Genomic DNA, 19,767 nt, shown 5'->3' on the forward strand with positions numbered 1-19,767 from the left:
GCGAGTGACCCGCGGGGCGACATGGTCCGGAAAAAAGACAGGAAACGCTTGACCTCACCGACCCCAATCAGAGAAGCCTGCTAGACGGCGAGTAGCATAGCATCGGACGATCCGGTTCTGAGAAGCTTCGCCTAGCTCTGTCTTGGGCGGCATGGCTACCGGTCCGTTGGGCGCGAAGCCGTGCCGCACCGATCTGCCTGCTTTGGGAATGGGCGCTGTGTTGAGCCCCGTTAACGCCGATGCGGATCCTTACGTTCGATTTAGACGCCTTGCATCGTTGACGTTTTAAGCTTTGGCCATCTCCGTTTCACCTTTATTGGCCAAAGACGGTATTGCTGGGCACCACCAATAGGATTAATTGCGTCTCTGCTAAGAGGCCCTGTAAAATTGACAGGTGCGGGTGCGTAACCTAAGCCCGCCGCAATGGCCGGTGCGGTCCTCACGTCCCCGGAGGGCTGCCCCCCGCACCGGCCATTTCCGTTACGCTCTGGTAGCGGCGACGGTTGGGGATCGATCTAAAGACTGATGCGCGACGAGGCCAGCTGCGGCGTGGAAACACCGAGGCACTCCCCCGCGAGGGAGAGCGGCCGCGGTTGAGATCAGAATGATGTCAGCTCGAAATGTAAGACCGATCAAATCCGGCCGTTTTGATCAGTCCCGCATGGTCATGCAATTCGACCACACCATTGCGGAATGAAGCCAATCCGCTTTCTCGCAAATCCTTCAACACGCGACTTACATGTACAGCCGAAAGCCCCAACGCATCGGCCAGCTCGGCCTGGGTCAGCGGGCATTCAAAGCGGTCCGGATAACTCGTTGCCGATCGATGTGCTCGGCAGCCCAGTTCGAGAAGAAGATGGGCCGTGCGTTCCACAGGTCCCCGTCTACTGACTCCTGCCAGATGTTCCGCAACCCTTGAGTGCCGCCTTGCCTCAGCCAGCAGGATAGCCTCGCAAATGGACTGCGGATAGCGCGAAAAACAAGTATGGACAGGACCGGTCAACTCGATCGCGGTCACATCGGAGAGAGCCGTTACCGTCTCGCCCCCTTCCCCGCAGAACTCGACCAAGGAAATTTCGCGAGGAAGCGCAAAATCGACGATGAGACGTGAGCCATTCCGCAACGTTTTGCCGAATGCAGCCCACCCCGCAGTCACAACCAGGATGAAGGATTTAGCCCGATGCTCGCGCGCGATAACTGTGTTCGCCGGATAGAAGCGACGCACAGCCCCCGGCAATACAGAGAACCCCCTTTCCCAACTCGCGTCGGCGAGCGTAGGTCCCCGTCCCAAATCAAGAGCCTGCTTTGATAAGCTCATTTTGTCTTGATCACCCCAGCCGTCGATTGCCCCTTCAATCAACCTGAAGCTACTAACCATCAACTACACAAAAAGTTCCGCTTATATTTTCATCCGAATGGCGTTCCGGTCTACCTCCCCAGGGCACAACCTTACCACCTTGGGTGTAAGTTCACCATCCAGCAGTCTCTCAATCTACCCACCGGATAGGCCTCGGCAAATTGCCCCTGGGCTGCCAGCAGCCAACACCCGCGGTCGAACTTGTCCTTTGGGCTGCGCCCGGCGGACCATCACCGCTGCGTCACCTCACTGCTTGAAACCGTCGCCAAGCGGCGGCTGTTCAACTTGAGAACAGCCCGGTTAGGCGCTTTTCCGAAAGCAAGTCGGGTCCTGCTGGTCGAGTTGAAGCCGGAACCGCGGGCTCAATGGGCGGATCGGGCCGTTGTAGCTCTTGCCATGGCGGGCCAGGGATCACCTGCGTCTCACTTTCGGGACGATCCATAGGGCTGGTTGCCGGTTTTCGGCGCAGGTGAAGCCGCGAGATCGAGGGACGCTTGGCGTTGTAAGTCTGCCGTCGTTCTTCGGCAACTTCGAGGTCATCGAGTGCCGAAATGACCAATGCAAGGCGATCCTCGATTTGGCTAAGACGCTTCCGGGTGGAAAGCAGTGCAACTGAAACCAGCAAAGCGTAGGCAAGTACGACAATGACCGCTCCTACAGAGCTTTCGATGCCGAACACAATCAAGGTGCCGGCCCCAATAGAAACGGCAAGGACCCCATAGCCCAGCAACCTGCCTTTCTCCAGAAGAAGCATCAACGGCCAGGTAGCGGACAGAATCAGAATGGCTGCCGGTCTGTTGGCAATCCAATCTAAGAGGCCCGGAACAATTTCGCTGTAAGTTTCCATATCAACCTCAGACTAGACGAGCTCAGACTAGACGAGGCCGGCCGCTTTCTTGTCGTCAGGGATGCAGACGCTCCCGCGCGCCCTGTACGCCGCAGCGCGGGAGAGAGATGTATGGTCCGGCGACTTCCTAAGGTCTGGAAGGCCTGCCGGGTAGACCAGATCGACCTTTAGCCGATTTACTACTCAATAATGGTAATGGCGGGGATGTCCGCGAAGCTGTTATGTTTCCGGCTGACGGGCGATGCCGTCGGTCGGAAGAGAGCGATCTGGACATGTCGTAAGGGGCGCGCGAACCCCTACATCTCATGCGCTGTGAGCGCTTAACAGGCAACTGCCCGAACTATTTTGAAGTGAAGCACATCCAGCCAACGCTGGAGGGGCGGAATTTGTGCCTGCTGTTTGCGCTGGTGTTTGCAAGGATTCGGAAATGGCAAGTCCAACTGACAATCCTATCATGACCCGAGAGTTACTTCCGCTCGACGTGAGAGAGATCCTTGATTTCTTTCTTCGCCGGTGGAAGCTTGTATGCTGCATTGCAGCGCTGACTTTCGGCATATTTGTGGTCGCCGCCTATGTCCTTCCTCCATCCTACACGGGGTCTGCACAAGTCTTACTCGATGCCCCGATCGACTATATGACTCCGCAGGATTATTCGAATTCTGATTTTGCCGACAATTCAACATTTATTGAAAGTCAGATCGCAGTTCTGAGATCCACCTCGCTGCTTCAAAAGGTCGTCGACAGTGAAAAGCTCACAGAAGACCCAAGGATCGGGTTGGGGGCACTGGAATGGCTGAAGGGTTCACTGGGAGTCTCACGCGTCGGAATGGCGGACGTTATTGAGATTTCAGTGACCGCTTACGATCCGGAAAAAGCAGCATCCCTGGCCAACGCGATTTCCCAGACCTACCTCGCTGATCGAGTAAGGTCGCGTTACGAAGGAGCCAGAAAAGCATCCACATGGCTCACTGAGCGGGCCGCATCTTTGCGCGAGGAGCTGAGCCGCTCGGAACAAACTGTCCAGAAGTTTCGGATCGATCACAATTTATTGGCGACTCCGGCAGGCAGTCTGACTGATCAGCAGCTGTCCGAATTGAATATCGCCTTGATTAACGCAAGCGCCGAATTGTCCGAGAAGCGGGCCCAATTTTCTCAAGTTGACAAATTGCTGGCTAGCGGAGGCGACATCCAGTCGATACCGGATGTATTGCAGTCTGTGGTGATCAGCGCGCTTCGGGCTCAGCTCTCTGGAGTGACACGGCGGGAAGCCGACCTTAAGTTGAAATATGGCGAACGGCATCCGGACGTCATGACCGCCCAAGCCGAGCGCCGCGACATCGAGGGGCAGATTGCCGCTGAAGTCCAGCGTCTCATCGGCAACCTAAAGAATGAAGTCGACGCGGCAGAAGCCCGGGAGGCTTCCCTGAAGCGGGCCTTGGATTCGGTATCCAACCGATCCGAGGTCGAAGGTCAGGTTGGCGTCCAGCTGCGCGATCTGGAGAGGATTGCGGCCGCGAACAAGGAGCTCTTTGAGACATTCCTTTCACGCGCCAAGCTCACCGAGGAGAAGTCCACCCTCCTCAACAGCGGCGTACGCGTGATAACCGACGCAGGTGTTCCGGGTTCGCCAAGCTTCCCGAACAGGCCTCTTTTTGCGGCCTTGGGACTCGTCCTAGGTCTCTTCGTCGGAGGCGCAGGCGCCGTACTTCGTGAGCTTTTCGCCTCGGGCTTCATGGCAAAGAAGCAGATAGAGGACGAGCTGGCGGTTCCGGTTCTCGCGTCCATGCCAAGGATGTCGGGCTGGTCGAGGGACGCCCAGTCGCTTGCCCAGCCCGTGGCCTATCTCGAACGCAGACCCCTCTCCAGATATAGCGAAGCCGTGCGGCGACTCCGCCTGGGCATCGACGGGACACCCGAACAGGCACGTTTGCCGCGCGTCATGCTGGTGACATCTGCGATGCCCGGCGAAGGAAAGACAACCCTGGTGTTGAGCCTGGCCTGCTCCGCCGCGGCCGATGGCGAACGGGTCTTGGTCGTCGATGCGGACTTGCGGCTTTCGGCTGCCACGGCCTTCTTCGGGATGGCGGACAGGATCGGGCTGGTTGACCTTCTGACTTTGCCGGTGAAGGCCGCAAACGCAATTCATCTGGACGAACGATCGGGGATTTCCCTGCTCCCTGCCGGCGCAAGGACCCGGAACCCGCCTGCCCTTCTTGCTTCGGTGCGAATGCGCTCGGTCCTCGATGAGCTTCGCGGAAAATTCGACACTGTGATCATTGACGCACCGCCTGTTGGACCTGCCGCCGATGCCTCGATCCTGGCGAGGTATGTCGACAAAGTTCTCTTTGTCGTGAGATGGCGTGAGACCTCACGCGAGGCCGTCGCCGAAGGAATTCGGCATCTTGGCGGCCGGTCCAAGATTGCCGGCATCGCCCTGACGATGGTGGATGAGCCAAAGCTACCGAAATATGGTCGCTATACTTCACTCGAAAGTAGTGTTTTGGACAGTTACTATCTAAACTAGAGAGAGCAGATATTCCGCCATGCAGCACGCTGACTTATACCATCGCCTCCCAGAGCCGGTAGAGAAAGCCCACGACGGGGAACCTGCGCGCTGGTGCGTGGTCCAGACGCACCTGCATTCCGAGAGCTTGGCGGAGCGGCACCTGCTATCGCAAAACTTCCGAACCTATCTGCCCAAGCGGAGGCGAACTGTCCGGCACGCTCGCATAGTTAGAACCGTTTCCAGTGCGTATTTCGACTGCTATCTGTTCGTCTCGCTTGTTCAGCAGCAGAGTTGGTACCCGATCAACTCAACCGTCGGTGTGCGGAAAATTGTCATGAGCAAAGGAATGCCGATACCGGCTCCTTACGGTGTAGTTGAGTCTTTGATATCAGCAACCGACGATGACGGAATTTTGCATCCGGACATTCTATTGAGGCCAGGTCAAAGAATTAGGATATTAGATGGGCCGTTCTCGGACCAGCTTGGCATTCTTGATCATGTTGGTAGCGCCGGGGCTGTCAGAATTCTTCTTGATATCATGAACCGATCAATTCCTATTACCATCGACCGGGATAAAATCTCGGTAGTTTCTTGAAGTCTATGCGTTAGCCGTGAATTAATACAACTGTTCGCTCGCAAGATGCTGGAACCACCCGGCAATGAGGAAATGAGTTGGCACCCAATTCACCCTCTCTGCGGCAGCTTGCAAGGTGACATCCGAGCCTGCGGGTCGACAGTAAGAACCTTGGTGCTGCGTCCCAACGAAGTCGGCCCCAATCGGCGTGGATATAGCTCCGCCAGGTCGAGCCCCTTTTGAGGCGACGATGTGCGAATAACCCTCGACGCGATCAACTAGGGGATTCCCCTTGCAACCTTCACGCAGATCCAACCCCGGAAGCCAACGTCCCGCGGCCCCTGGAGAGCCTTGGGATGGCCTGCGGCCACAACAGTATCGTCGCTGGACTCCAGAGCCCAAGGCAAGCATGGCGGCCGAAGCGTTGACGGAGGGGTTGAATGTTCCGGCGCCAGCCAAGTTGGTTGGGGCGGGCCTGTCGGAGACCAAAGCAGATGCAGGTCTCTCTAAAACTGACCGAAATGCCCCCTCCCTGCCCCTCGAAGCGTTACCGGCCCTGCCGATCGCCAGCGAAATGTTTCGGGCATTCAACGAATGCGGCCTGAGGTACGGGATAATCCAGGATCTCGCATCCCTGCAAGACGGACTTGCGGGCCGAGACGATCTGGACGTCCTCCTGGACAAACACGACTACGCGGTCTTCTGCTCGATCGTGAGCAAGCTGCACGGCTGTCGAGGCGTCAGCCTGTCTTGCTACGACAATGTCTGCGCCGGCCGCGAGGACTGGTTTCTGCCTGACTTTTCGCATGGTCGCTATCTCCATCTCGACATGCATATCGGGCTCCGCGTCGGCTGGGAGTTCCGTAAGCGATATCAAGTATTCGACTATGCGACGATTACACGATGGGAGTCGATTTGTGTGGACGGCGTATCGATTCCGGTCGTCTCTCCCGAAGACGAGATTCGAATAGCAATTGCCCGCTTCGGCTTTCGGGCCTGGGCATTGCCTTGGAGACAATGGATCACCGTCGGTGATGCTTGGAGGGATCAATTTGCACGCCTGCCATTTCCGTCAAGCGAGCAAAGCGTGGATGTCGTGGAATACATGTTTGCCGGCGGGAAAGCGGTGAGCTGCAGGTTTGTGCAAAACGCCGACGGCTTGGTCGTCCACTGCGGAGATCTTGCCAGGTTGCGGCGCGCAATCCGAGAAGTATGCGGGTTCACGGGTCGTTACGAAATTGCCGATGCCGGCATCCATCTGGCCCGCAAGACCACGTATCTCGCCTTGAGGTCCCTTCAGCACTTGATGCCCGGCAGATTTCCACCAAAGAGACGGCCTGCGGCTGGTGGCTTTGTAGTCGCGCTCATCGGTCCCGATGGCATGGGGAAGAGCACTCAGGTTGAGCGGCTGACACAGATATTTCGATGGAAGTTCGGGTGTGCGCAAGCCTATGTCGGAACCGGAGACGGCAATGGATGGTGGCTTCGCAAGGCGCTGCAGACGCTGGTTTTACCCCATAGACGCCGCCTTAAGTCCTTGGTTCAGCACAATAACGACAATTCCCTCAGTCGAAATTGGTCGAAGGGAAGATTTGTCGCTGCCGCGCTGGCATTGTGGGCGGTTTTGATCGCGTTTGAGCGATACGCTGTCGTGAAACGTGCACATCGATGGGCGACGCGCGGCCTGATCGTCATTTGTGACAGGTGGCCGCAGGCGATCTGCAGAGGGTATCTGGACGGGCCGACGATTCCACCGCACCTGTTCTCCATCCCAGGCTTGTCGGCACTCGCCCGGCTGGAACAAAGACTCTATCAGAAGATGGCAGAATGCCGGCCACACCTTACCCTGCACCTCGTTTCAGATTTTGCGGTCTCCGAGCAGCGAAAGCCCGGTGAAATCAGGAAAGAAGCGTTCGATGCCCGGCTATCGCTGATGGCGGAGCTGCGATCCAGGGACAAGAACATCCCAACCATTGACGCGAGCGCAGGCATAGAGGCGGTCGGTCAGGAACTGTTCAGGCATATCTGGCTGTCTCTGTAGCGACAGAGCTGGCGGCTCAACCGCCGACATCCACCACCATAGCCAACGCAAACGGGCAGCCCTGCCACATCCCGACCATGCTCGGGACGGCCGCCGGAAGAATTGTCGAATGCTGCCGCTCGATGCGCTCGATCTTCCGGGATGTACCAACCCCGGATGCCCAGAGGTGCAAGCAAATGAAGATCGTCCATGTGCTCACCCGATTGCTTCGGGGAGGTTCTGAAGAGAACACATTGGCCTGCTGTCTCGCTCAGGCGCGCCACGGCCATGAAGTGCTTTTGGTTCACGGCGAGGAGTACGACCCGATTTTGCGGGCGTCCATTGCCGAAGCCGTTCGGGTCATGACTCTGGAAAAACTCATCAACTCGATTTCACCGTCCCGCGACATTTCTGCATTTGGGCAACTCACGCGCCTTATGCGCGATTGGCAGCCTGACATCGTGCACACGCATCAAAGCAAAGCTGGCATCGTCGGCCGCCTTGCCGCGAGAGAAGCCAATATCCCTTGCATCATACATGGCGTGCACATTTTACCGTTTGTGCATGTGGGCAAAGCGCAGAGCCTGATGTACCTGGCTGCCGAACGCCTGGCCGCGAAGGTCACACAGGCTTTCATCGATGTCAGCCAGGCTATGCGCGACATTTGCATCGCCAATCATTTGGGGTGCGCCGCTCAGCACCACGTCGTCCACTCCGGCTTCGATCTGACACGCTTCGCGAACGCGCAGTGGCCGCAACAATCGCATCTCCTCCTGGGGACGGCTTTCGGAGAGCCCAAGCCGCCGGTGGTCCTGATGCTGGCTGCACTGGAACCGCGAAAACGCCACGTAGAGTTCATTGAAGCATTTGGGCAGATCGTCGAGCGAATTCCGAACGTGCGACTGCTGCTGGCCGGCGAAGGGCCGGCGCGATCCACTGTTGAATCGGCGATTGAACGATCCTCATTCGCAAAAAACGTTCGCATGATCGGCTACCATAGCGAGCCTGAGCGACTGATCAGTCTGGCGGACGTGTGTGTGCTGACGTCGATGCGAGAAGGACTGCCTCGCGTCATGATGCAGTATCTGGCGGGCGGTCGAGCCAGTGTGGTTTCGCATCTGCCGGGAGTGGAAGAGGTCGTGAAGCATGGCGTAAACGGGATCGTGACGCCGGCGGAAGATGTGGGTGCCGCGGCTGCAGCGGTCGCCGATCTCCTTGAGAACGAGCAGTATCGCGCTCGACTGGCTGAGAGTGCAAAACTCACCGACCTTTCGTCCTGGGGGCTGGATGCCATGTGCGATAGCGTCGAGTTGATTTATCAATCCGCTCTTGGGTCAGCCCTTCCAGCCACACGACCGAACGAGGCGCAAATTCGCGATGGCCTCTCCAAGCAAACCGTAGGACTGCACGGATTTTGATCCTTTTGCTCCTTCGACGGAGCGTGGATTCCCAAGACTTACCGCTCGAACCCAACGAACACCCTGCCGTCACGTTCCGGCCGACGAAAGCCGATTGGTCCTGACCGCAGACAAGGCAACGGAGTACGACGATGCGTTTGCGTGCTGACCAGCAATTTCCTGCCAAGCTTCTGCGAGTGAAGGATTGGGGCCGACGGCTTTTTCCCGGATTTGAACTTCCCGGATTTGAACTTGCGGCCGGCCGCATGCTCGCAATGATTGGTGGCCTTGCCATTGCCTTTGTTCTGCTCACCGCCGACGCATCCCGTGCGGACGGATATACGTTCGACACCGGTGACATCCTGCGGATATCCGTGATTGGCGAGCAATCCTATCCGCTGGACGTCGTGGTCGATGATCGGGGCTCGATATCACTTCCCATGCTGGGTGATATTCAGGCGCGCGGCCTCACCACTGTTGCCCTTTCGCAGGCCATTCAGCGTGCATTACAACAGCAGAAGCTCATTCTCGAGCCTTTCGTGAAGGTGGAGATCGGTCAATACCGACCATTCTTTATTTCCGGAACGGTGGCTCATCCCGGATCATACCCATTTCAACCTGGAATAACGGTTCGCCATGCGCTGGCCATAGCCGGTGGTTTCCGGGCTACCGCCGTTGGAAACATGGAGCCGGCCTTGCAAATAGCTGATCTGCGCAGCGCGCGCGCAGGTCTTGCTATCGAAGAATATCGTCTGAAGGTTCGGCTCGCCCGGCTCCAGGCGGAAAGCCGGCAGGACAAATCCTTCGTCGCTCCGCCGGATCCGCCAGTCGAGTTTGGCGGACACTTGATAGTCGACATCGTAGCGTCCGAACAGGCGCAGTTGGACGCCCGCCTTGCCGCATATCGGGACGACATCTCCTTCCTTGAGGTCTCGTTGGATCGGGCCAGGAAGGAAGCAGGTATGGTCGCTGCAGCGCGAACGGAACGGGAAAAGACCGCGAATATTCAACTCGAGGAACTGCAATCCGCGCGGTCACTGCGGGAAAAAGGCCTGATAACCAATTCGAATGTCATGACGGCGGAACGAGCACATACCAGCTATCGCGCCGAACTTGCGCAGACCGAGTTGCAGCAGGAGCAGGCGCAGCAGGCGATGCTGACCTCGGAGAGTGAGCTGAGGAAAAAGAAGCAGAGTTATGAAATGGATCTGATCTCGCAAGCGCAGGACACGCAGGTCGAACTGGGAAAGATTCAAAGTCAAATAAGGTACGTTGCCGACAAGCTTCTCTTTATCTTTACCTATGGCGAACAGAGGACGTTCGACGACTTGCAAGGCTCTGTGAAGATTTCGATTTTCAGGCGCGACCAGAAAGTCGCCCACGACATCATCGCCGATGAAAATACGGAAGTCCTGGCTGGCGATGTCATCGAGGTCTCGATTGTAGCCAACAAAGGGTTCTATGCACCGGACACTTCCGGAACAATGGGGGGCCCAAAAGCTGAGGGCCCGGCCCTCCAGCCAAGCATTGTCGGCCAATAGCAAGAACATGCCCACTTCCTCGAGCAAGGCTTTGCTTCAGGGCCGCGATCGTCGCTTCGCAACGCGCCTGGGTTCGTTGTGCCTTGAACGGACCGACATAGTCCGGCCTTGGCACCTCAGGGTTTGACATGATGCTTGGGGCAGCACTGACAGTCGTGGCGAACCGCTTCCGCCGGGCGAATTCCCATGCCAAAACGGAGCAGAGGCGGCTCAATCTCCTGCGTGCAACGGCGCGCCGCAAGACGACGGTGCGCAACGCCCCGCGCCACCGCTCCATCGTCCGATCGCGCATTCCAGGAGCAATCCTGCTCCTCCTCGCTCTTGCGCTTGCGGGAACTGCATTCCTGCCGCGCCTCGTTGATCTCGGCAGGAACTGGCTGCCGCGACCGTGGACCGATCTCGTGCGGGACTGGGGCCATCTTTCCGATGTCTTGCTGCCCGGTCCAGACGCTCTTCTGGTTGGGCTGGCGATCGCGGCCCTGGGCTTGCTGCTCATGGCAGTCGCCCGCAAGGCAAGGCGAAGGGGCGGTTTGCCAAGCGCGCTCGCGAACGCCGACGCCCAGCCCTCGGCAGGGAGCATCCAGCCGGCGCCCGGTTCGGAACTGGCCAATGCGTTGCGTTCCTGCAAGGCAGCATTCGCGGGCGTCGCGGTTTTTAGCGGCGTGAGCAACATCCTCATGCTGACCGGCGCGATGTTCATGTTGCAGGTCTACGATCGCGTACTGCCAAGCCGCAGTGTTCCGACTCTGATAGCCATGGCGATATTGGCCGGCGTTCTGTTTGTCGGGCAGGCAGTCGTCGATCTCGTGCGCGGCCGCATTATGACCCGGATCGGTGTTGAACTGGACGAAGCGGTCGGGGGACGTGTATTTACAGCCGTGTCCAGGCTGCCCTTGTACATCGGCCATCAGGGCGATGGGCTGCAGCCGCAGCGCGATCTCGACAACGTCCGCATATTTCTGTCGAGCCCGGGGCCTAGCACGCTTTTCGACTTTCCGTGGATGCCCTTTTACCTGGCAATCATATGGAGCCTTCATCCGACGCTCGGGATTACCGCGATTTGCGGTGCAATCGTGTTGGTGGCGCTGACGGCAGCGACCGAGGTCTTTACGCGCAAACCAATGGGCGCCGCGGTTTCGACGGGCGTGATGCGCAACGGCTTTGCCGAGGCCAGTCGCCGCAACGCGGAGGTCCTCGCGGCGATGGGAATGGGCAACCGCCTGCACGACCATTGGCGGGAGGCGAGCCGCGAATACCTCATGCAACAGCAGCATGTCAGCGATATCGTAGGCGGCTTCGGCAGCTTCGCGCGCGCCTTGCGGCTGATGCTCCAGTCGGCAATGCTTGGCATAGGGGCCTGGCTGGTGATCCAGGGCGAGGCTACGTCCGGGATCATCATCGCCGGCTCCATCCTTGCGGGCCGAGCGCTTGCGCCTGTCGATCTTGCCATCGCCCATTGGCGTACCTTCGTGGCCGCACGCCAGAGCTGGAGCAGGCTGAGCCAGGTGCTCGCCCGATTGCCGCAAGACGCCCAGCCGATGGCACTTCCGGTTCCCGGTTCGAACTTGACGGTGGAGCGCATGACGATCGGCGCGCCGGGCGCGCAACGGATCATCGTGCGAGGTGTGGAATTCAGCCTGGACGCCGGCTCGGTGCTTGGCATCATCGGACCAAGCGGTTCCGGCAAATCCAGCCTGGCTCGTGGGCTGGTCGGCGCATGGCGACCGCTGGCGGGGCGTGTCAAGCTTGATGGCGCCGCGCTCGATCAGTGGTCGTCGGAGCGTCTTGGCCGCCATATAGGCTACCTTCCGCAGGACGTCGAACTGTTCGCGGGAACGGTTGCCGCCAACATCGCCCGCTTCGATCCTGGATCGGACCCGAAGGCCATCGTCGCCGCCGCCCGCGCGGCGGGTGTCCATCAACTGATCATCAGCTTTCCCAATGGCTACGAGACGCAGATCGGAGAGGGCGGAACCGCGTTGTCAGCAGGGCAGCGCCAGCGCGTTGCTTTGGCACGCGCACTCTATCGAAATCCGTTCCTGGTCGTCCTCGACGAGCCCAACTCCAATCTCGACATGGAAGGCGAACGGGCGCTTGCCGAGGCGATCCTCGCAATCAAGGCACGCCGTGGCATCGTGGTGATCGTCGCGCACCGCCCGAACATTCTCACCACCGTGGATTTCGTGCTGATGATGAAAGAAGGGCAGATGCACATGTTTGGAACGAAACAGTCCGTCCTGTCCAAGCTGTTTCCGATGCAGGTCAATCCCGAGGGCCTGCGGCCGGTTTCAACCTCTCCTCAACTGCCGAATTGACGACTTGCGGCACAGGGGAAACGGGCAATGACGGCTCCTGTCTTGAACCGATCGCTTTCCAACCGGCGATCCATTCGCCGCAATCTGCTCGGTGGAATGACTGTCGTCGCACTGCTCCTCGGAGGAATGGGAGTCTGGGCCGGGACAGTGGACATTTCGGGAGCAATTATTTCGCATGGCTGGGTGGTCGTCGAGAACAGCGAAAAGAAAGTGCAACACCCGACGGGCGGCGTGGTCGGCAAGATATTCGTGAGCGATGGCGACCGTGTCCGAGCCGGGGATGTCTTGGTCCAACTTAGCGACACCATCCCGCGTGCCACCCTGGCTTACGTGACAAAGAACCTGGATGAGCTCTATGCGCGAAAGTCCCGGCTCGAGGCCGAGCGTGACGGCAGCGGGCGGATGACACTTGCTCCGATACTTGCCACGCGAATGGGCGACCCGGAGATTGCCAACACGGTGGCCAGCGAACAACGGCTCTTCGAGCTTCGTCGAACCGAGGTTTTCGGCAACAAGGCGCGCTTGCGCGAACGCATCGAGCAACTCGGAAAACAGATCGAAGGCGATTTGGCTCAGGAATCGGCAAAGAGCAAGGAGATCGAGTTGATCAATGACGAACTCGTCGACATCCGCAGCCTTGTCGAAAAGAAGCTCACACTCAAGTCGAAGCTGACCGAATATGAACGCGAGGCAACACGCATCGAGGGTGAAAGGTCACAGCTTGTGTCAAACATGGCGCAGGCAAAGGGTGCCATCGCCGAAGTCGAGCTCCAGATCCTGCAGCTGGACAAGGAGTTCTCCAGCGAGACTGGCAGCGAACTGCGCGATGTCGACGCCAAGATCGCCGAATTCGAGGAACGAAAAGTAAGCGCCGAGGACCAGCTGTCACGCATCGACATTCGCGCTCCCTCCAGCGGCGTGGTCCATCAATCCTCAGTTCATACAGTCGGCGGCGTGATCAATGCGGGGGAGCCGATTATGTTGATCGTTCCCGACACCGACACTCTCACGGTCGAGGTGAAGGCCGCTCCGCAAGACATCGATCAGATCTCGGTCGGCCAACGCGCACTTCTTCGCTTCACCGCCTTCAACGTCCGCACTACGCCCGAAATGGAGGGCACGGTGTCCATGATCGCGGCCGACGTAACGCGCGATCAGCATACCAATGAAGTCTACTACGCAGTCCGCATCACGCCCGATCCGAAGGATTCGAAGAAGCTTGGACCCGTCTCGATCATTCCCGGCATGCCGGTGGAAGCATTCATACGGACTGGTGACCGCAAGGTGCTGTCGTACCTGATGAAGCCTTTGACGGACCAGATGATGCGTGCGTTCAGAGACCAATAGCCGAGCGCGGCGCTTGTCGTAAGGATCGGCGCTAACTTGGCTAACCTTTAGCGACGGAGACTTGTCATGGCAGCAACAGAGCTGAAACGTCCCATTTTTCTGATCGGCAACTATCGGTCGGGGACCACAATTGCACAAAAATTGATCGGGCTGCATCCTCACATCGTTACCTGGTACGAGCCGAAAACATTGTGGCTATATGCCGATCCGGCGCGGCGTCATGACGAATTCGTCGAAACCGATGCTACCGAAAGGGTCGCTCGTTACATTCGCGGCAGGTTCCTCGAATATCAGTCGCGGCACGGCGGCCGACAGATCATGGAAAATACACCCGCCAATGTCTTGCGCGTGCCGTTTGTCCACGAGATTTTTCCGGAGGCCATATTTCTCTACATTACGAGAAATCCATTTTCATACATAAGCTCAATGGAGCTTAAGTGGCAGCGAGCAAAGTCTTTAAAAGGCATAATACGCCTGCTAAAAATCACTCCCGTCACACAGATTCATTATTATGCAAGAGATATTATAAAGCAGGTGATCACAAAAAGGGTGCTCGGGAGGAAATATACATCGATCTATGGCCCGCGTTACAACGGAATAGATCGGGATTTGAAGGATAATGAAAAGTTGACGGTGATCGCGCGTCAGTGGGCGCGCGGCAATCGAAAGGCTCGAGAAGATCTCGCCAAGCTTGGCAACGGCCGCGTTCTGTCGTTTCGATATGAGGATTTGATACAGGATCCCGAACTGGTCTTGCGCCGCATCTATGAACATTGCGGGCTGAGCTGCACCGACAACATCGTCCGCATGGCCAAGGAGATGATCGACCCCGGCCGACAGCAGAAGTGGCTCCGCCTCGAAAGGAAGGACCTGACGGCGATCATACCGGAGGTCCGGGATGAGATGGAATTCTATCGCTACGAGATTCCCTCGCTTCTTCAATAGGCAAGGCGGACTGCGCGCCGGCGGGCGGCACCGCAGCCGAGGCCCCTTCGTGACCAATGCGGTCGTTTCATGCGGGCGCGGGAGCGTCGCCGAGCGTCACCCAATGTAATCGTGTCCCTCGGCGGATCCGGGATGGACGCAATGGCCGCCTGTTTGGATCGGCCGAAGAGTGGAGACAGGCGTGAGCAACGACAGGCGCGGGCTGGCAAAACAGAGTGTCGTGGGCATGTTGTGGACGGCCTTGTCCATGGGCGCCCTCGCTGTCGCCGAGCTTGCCTCACTTCTCATCCTGGCCCGGCTGCTCACGCCCAATGAGTTCGGCCTTTACTCCGCTGCGCTGATCGTCATCAAGTTTTCGGCGATCTTCCAGGGACTTGGCATTACCCCCGCGATCGTCCAGCGACCTGTGCTGGAAGAGCGACATCTCCGGGCCGGATTCACCTTGTCATGCCTCCTCGGCATCGTTGTGTCCGCGTTGGTCTGGGCGATGGCACCGGCAATTGCCGGCCTGCTTCGACTTGCCGATCTGGCTCCGGTCGTTCGTGCCATCTGCTTCGTGTTCCTTTTCCAAGGCGCTTCCATGGTGGCATTGGCCGCGGCCCAGCGCGCGCTGCGATTCCGCTGGCTGGCGCTCGTCGACGCCTGCGCCTTCGCCACGGGCTACGTCGTTGCCGGTCCGGTACTGGCTTGGCTCGGCTTCGGTATCTGGGCGCTTGTCGGCGCACTCCTGATCCAGCAATTCATCCGCATGGTCGTGCTGCTCGCTGGCCAGCCGCATCCGATGCGGCCCTTGCTGGAACGAAGCGCCATCTTCGAACTGCTGTATTTCGGAAGCGGTTTCACCATAGCCCGGGTATGCAACTACCTCGCCACCCAGGCAGACAGGCTCGTCGTGGGGCGCTGGCTCGGTGCAGATGCGCTTGGCCTGTACGGGCTGTCGTCACAGCTGATGACGACGCCCGCCGTCATTGTCGGTCAGGTTCTCGATCGGGTGCTGTTCCCGACCATGGCGCTGGTCCAGGAGCAGCCCGCGCGGCTTGCTCGCGCCTATCGCAGCGCGGTCGCGGGATGCGCCCTGATCGTCCTGCCGGCAAGTATGGTCGTGGCGATCGTCGCGCCGGAGTTGGTTAAGGTCACTCTCGGGCGGGGATGGGAGGGGGTTGTCGCCCCACTGCAGATCCTGGCGTTCAGCATGTTGTTCCGCACGAGCTACAAGCTGAGCGATTCCGTCTCGCGCGCAACGGGGACGGTCTACGCACGTGCGTGGCGCCAGGCCGTTTTCACCATCGGCGTCTTGGTTGGGTCCTTGATGGGGCAATTCTGGGGAATAGAAGGCGTGGCATTCGGCGTCGGCGCGGCATTCGGGATCAACTTCTTCCTCATGGCACAGTTGAGCCTCCGCGTGACCGGGATGACCTGGGGCGACTTCTTCATGGCGCACCTGCCTGGGCTAGCACTCGCGGGCGTTGTCGGAACGGGCGTCTGGGCACTCGTGGAACGGCTGCGCGAGTTCCATCTATCAGCTCTTCCCCTGCTCATCGATACGGCATTGCTGGCATCTGCCGGGGGCTTGCTACTGTGCTGGATCCTGCCGTCACTGTTCCTTGGGCGGGAGGGGCTATCACTGCTGCGTCTGCTTGCCGCCGTGGCGCCCGCCTGGCCCAGGATGAGGAAGGCAACTGACTGATCAAAATAGACTTCAGCGCTCGACCGCCCGGCCATGCATTGCGGGCGACGGCTTTCATGTCAACGTTACCTGTCGCCATGCTCGATCTGGGGTCGGAACCGCCCCCTCGTCGGACGCGTCGAGATTCCGATTTTAGTCGAGAAATATGGAGAGGAAATTCGACATGGCAAAACTGGCTGGGCTTCCCTGGACTGACACGAAACTCTTGCTGACGGACTCCGGCATTGACTCCGGCATCAAAGGCGACTGGCTGAACGTCGACGATTTGACGCTGCCAATCGGAAGCGTGAGCGGCAACGAGAAGACTGGCGATATCTCCGATCTGAGCGACGAAACTGCTGCGGAAACCGGCAAGGGGATTCACAGTCACGGATTGGATCGCGCCGCGAACAGCCTCGATCTCATTTCCGCGGATGGGATCACTCCGACATCGGGGAGCGATGGCGGATTGAACCTCAGCGGACTGGCCGAGGCGGCAGCCGGAGTTGGCATTCATCTGGACAGCAGCTTTCTCGATTTGTGGCAGGACGCGACAACGGGCCATGCCGACAGCCAAGTCACCTATGCCGCCACAACCCCTGAGGCAGTTGCTGACCTCGGCACGGTCTCGACGGGCGCCGCGGCCACCTCCAGCAGTCTCCTCGCCGCCGCCTCGAATGCAATCGACCCGATCTTCGAGACAAGGGTGGCGACCGCTGGCGACGATGTCGAGGAGAAGGGTTCGGGTTCGATCTCGACCAACATAAATGACCTGGAGCTGGGCTATGACAGCAGCACCCGACAGACGGTAGGCATCCGCTTCACCGCGATCGACATCCCGCAAGGCGCCATCATTACCGGCGCCTATATCCAGTTCCAGGCCAATGAGGTGAAGACCGGCGTGACCTCGCTGCTGATCAAGGGCGAAGATACCGACGACGCGAGCGCCTTCACCAGCGTCAGCTTCGACGTGTCCTCACGCGCGACAACGGACGCGTCCGCAGCCTGGACGCCGGACCCGTGGAACACGGTAGGCGAGCAAGGGCCGACCGAGCGCTCGCCGGACCTGTCGGCGATCGTGCAGGAGATCATCAACCGCTCGGGCTGGGCCGCGCTCAACGACATGGCATTTTTGGTCACCGGCACCGGCACGCGCACAGCCGATTCCTACGAATACTCGCCGGCCAGCGCTCCGCTGCTGCACATCGAATATCTACTGCCAGGATCCGGCAGTCCGGTGGCCTTTAACAGCCCGGCCGACGCCAACGCCGCCGCCAACCAGATCGCCGAGCTTGCCGCGCAAGGTGCATCCACCGGGATCACCGCCTCGGCCACGGATCCCGATGCCGGTTCGACCGTCGCCTACAGCATCAATGACTCGCGCTTCACCATCAATGCCAGCAGCGGCGTCATCACGCGCTCAGCCAACGGCACGCTCGACTTCGAGACCCAGCCGTCGATCAACCTGACGGTGACGGCAAAGTCTTCCGACGGCACCACCGCCAACCAGGCCTTCACCCTCGCCGTCCTCAACAGCGCTGAGCCGGTCGCCTTCAACACCCCGCCGGATACCGACACCGCAGCCAACCAGATTGCCCAGAACGCCGCCGCCGGCACGGCGATCGGGATCACCGCCTCGGCGACGGATCCGGATGCCGGCTCGACGGTCACCTACAGGATCGACGACACGCGCTTCGCCATCAATGCCAGCACCGGTGTCATCACGCGCTCGAGCACCGGCATGCTCAATGCGACGTCGGAGCCTTCGGTCGCCCTCACCGTCACGGCCACCTCGGCCGACGGCACCATCGATACCCACGCCTTCGCCGTCAGCATCACCGGTGCTAATCAGCTGCCGACATCAGTGACCTTGGCGCATACCATCCTGACGTCGCTGTGGTCGCCACCGAGCCCCGATCCCACGGATCTCGTCTATATTTCTCATCTCGACACGCTGTTGGTTGCCGATAGCGAAGTTGACGAGATGTCCATTTTTACCGGCAAGAATCTCTACCAGATGAATCTGAGCGGCACCCTGGCGGGCACGCTCACGACGATCAATTTTTCCGATGAGCCGTCGGGGATCGCCTACAATCCCACCAACCACCATCTCTTCTTCACGGACGACACTGGCACAAAGAGCGTATACGAACTCAACCCCGGACGGGACGGACTTTACAACACGTCGGACGACCTTGTGACCTCATTCAAGACGGCCGCATTCGGCAGCACGGACCCGGAGGGGATTGCGTATGATACAAAACGTGGAGTCCTATATGTCGCCGACGGCACAACGCAGACGATTTACACCATCGCTGCGGGTCCGAATGGCAAATTCGATGGTGTCCCGAGCACGGGCGGCGACGACATAGTCACGAGTTTTTCTGCGCGTGCGCTGGGGACCCCTGGCGACGAAAGTGTTGCGTACGATTCAGTCCACGATCTCCTTTATATCATTACGTCGAGGAACTCGGTGGCAATGGTAACGCCTACCGGGCAGTTATTGGGCACGCTCGATATCTCCGCGGCCCATGCCCACAAACCGTCGGGCATGGCGCTGGCGCCAAGCAGCGACGATCCAAGCCATAGTATGAGCCTGTACATCACTGATCGCGGCGTCGACAATGACTCCCATCCCACCGAGAACGATGGCAAGATCTATGAATTCCATATAAATGATTGGCTGCTCGCCTAATCCTGCACGGCGCGTGCTTCAGACCATCGGACCTCGTCATGCCCGGCGAGCACAGAGCGAGGTTGGTGCCGGGGCTTTCTTTTCGTTTGAAAACCCCGATACATTTTTTTGCCGCACTGATTTGAAGTTCAGACCCGTGAGCCGGTAGCCGCCGGCAAAGAAAAGCCCGGACCACTTGCGGCACACGAAAGTGCCGCAAGTGGTCCGGGCTTTCAAATGACAGGCTTACGTTCTCACAACGCTGTTTTCAGCGACCATGATGCTCGAAGAGCTTACGCCTGCCCGGGAGGACCGGAGTGGATGTGGTTCTTGTCTCCCCAACCATTGCCCGGGCGTGATCCGCCCGATTGGGCAATCGCCTTGGAGTTCAAGCTCGTGCCGAGCAAAAGCGTCACAGCCGGCGGCGTAACTGCCGCAAAACGCCCCGCCTTCTTGAGAAAGTCGCGGCGTGCCTGAGCTTCCGAGACCAGGTTCTCCTCAGTCCGTTCTGAGCTTTTTGTGCTTTCAGTTGACATGTCAAACCTCTCCACAAACCGTCTCAAATTTACAGATCGAGC

At 59.0% G+C, this 19,767-nt stretch carries 13 protein-coding genes; 10 read left to right on the forward strand and 3 right to left on the reverse strand.

Annotated features, from left to right (window positions below; genetic code table 11):
- Positions 1 to 610: 610 nt before the first annotated feature.
- Positions 611 to 1,378: a Crp/Fnr family transcriptional regulator gene (locus NKI20_RS29245; RefSeq protein WP_352837078.1), complete on the reverse strand. Its 768-nt coding sequence runs from the start codon at positions 1,376 to 1,378 to the stop codon at positions 611 to 613.
- Between the two features lie 259 nt (positions 1,379 to 1,637).
- The gene (locus tag NKI20_RS29250) at positions 1,638 to 2,204 is read right to left on the reverse strand and encodes a hypothetical protein (protein ID WP_352731436.1); all 567 of its coding nucleotides are present in this window, start codon (positions 2,202 to 2,204) and stop codon (positions 1,638 to 1,640) included.
- 427 nt (positions 2,205 to 2,631) lie between these two features.
- Here NKI20_RS29250 and NKI20_RS29255 point away from each other — a divergent pair, with 427 nt between their 5' ends.
- From NKI20_RS29255 to NKI20_RS29300, 10 genes are all read left to right on the forward strand, one after another.
- Complete coding sequence (locus tag NKI20_RS29255) at positions 2,632 to 4,728, forward strand: GumC family protein (protein ID WP_352837031.1); 2,097 nt, start codon at positions 2,632 to 2,634, stop codon at positions 4,726 to 4,728.
- Between the two features lie 19 nt (positions 4,729 to 4,747).
- Entirely contained in the window at positions 4,748 to 5,305 is a 558-nt protein-coding gene (gene nusG / locus NKI20_RS29260; protein ID WP_352837034.1) for a transcription termination/antitermination protein NusG, read from the forward strand.
- A gap of 388 nt (positions 5,306 to 5,693) precedes the next feature.
- Positions 5,694 to 7,325 carry a hypothetical protein gene (locus tag NKI20_RS29265; protein WP_352837036.1) on the forward strand — a complete coding sequence of 544 codons (1,632 nt, stop codon included), beginning with the start codon at positions 5,694 to 5,696 and terminating at the stop codon, positions 7,323 to 7,325.
- Positions 7,326 to 7,501: 176 nt separating this feature from the next.
- Positions 7,502 to 8,722: a glycosyltransferase gene (locus tag NKI20_RS29270; RefSeq protein WP_352837039.1), complete on the forward strand. Its 1,221-nt coding sequence runs from the start codon at positions 7,502 to 7,504 to the stop codon at positions 8,720 to 8,722.
- Positions 8,723 to 8,853: 131 nt separating this feature from the next.
- Complete coding sequence (locus NKI20_RS29275) at positions 8,854 to 10,242, forward strand: polysaccharide biosynthesis/export family protein (protein WP_352837042.1); 1,389 nt, start codon at positions 8,854 to 8,856, stop codon at positions 10,240 to 10,242.
- Between the two features lie 578 nt (positions 10,243 to 10,820).
- Positions 10,821 to 12,557: a type I secretion system permease/ATPase gene (locus NKI20_RS29280; RefSeq protein ID WP_502898173.1), complete on the forward strand. Its 1,737-nt coding sequence runs from the start codon at positions 10,821 to 10,823 to the stop codon at positions 12,555 to 12,557.
- Positions 12,558 to 12,584: 27 nt separating this feature from the next.
- Positions 12,585 to 13,904 carry an HlyD family type I secretion periplasmic adaptor subunit gene (locus NKI20_RS29285; protein ID WP_352837048.1) on the forward strand — a complete coding sequence of 440 codons (1,320 nt, stop codon included), beginning with the start codon at positions 12,585 to 12,587 and terminating at the stop codon, positions 13,902 to 13,904.
- A 66-nt stretch (positions 13,905 to 13,970) separates the two neighbouring features.
- Positions 13,971 to 14,849 carry a sulfotransferase family protein gene (locus tag NKI20_RS29290; protein WP_352837051.1) on the forward strand — a complete coding sequence of 293 codons (879 nt, stop codon included), beginning with the start codon at positions 13,971 to 13,973 and terminating at the stop codon, positions 14,847 to 14,849.
- Positions 14,850 to 15,030: 181 nt separating this feature from the next.
- Positions 15,031 to 16,536: a lipopolysaccharide biosynthesis protein gene (locus tag NKI20_RS29295; RefSeq protein ID WP_352837054.1), complete on the forward strand. Its 1,506-nt coding sequence runs from the start codon at positions 15,031 to 15,033 to the stop codon at positions 16,534 to 16,536.
- Between the two features lie 163 nt (positions 16,537 to 16,699).
- On the forward strand, positions 16,700 to 19,210 hold the full coding sequence (locus NKI20_RS29300) for an RTX toxin (protein WP_352837056.1): 2,511 nt from the start codon (positions 16,700 to 16,702) through the stop codon (positions 19,208 to 19,210).
- 272 nt (positions 19,211 to 19,482) lie between these two features.
- On the opposite strand, the gene NKI20_RS29305 is transcribed toward NKI20_RS29300, so the two are convergent.
- A complete protein-coding gene (locus NKI20_RS29305) occupies positions 19,483 to 19,725 on the reverse strand; it encodes a hypothetical protein (RefSeq protein WP_502898172.1) in 243 nt (80 codons plus the stop codon).
- Between the last annotated feature and the right edge of the window lie 42 nt (positions 19,726 to 19,767).

Origin of the sequence: Mesorhizobium sp. M0830 (genome assembly GCF_040319965.1) — a bacterium.
Lineage (GTDB): Bacteria > Pseudomonadota > Alphaproteobacteria > Rhizobiales > Rhizobiaceae > Mesorhizobium.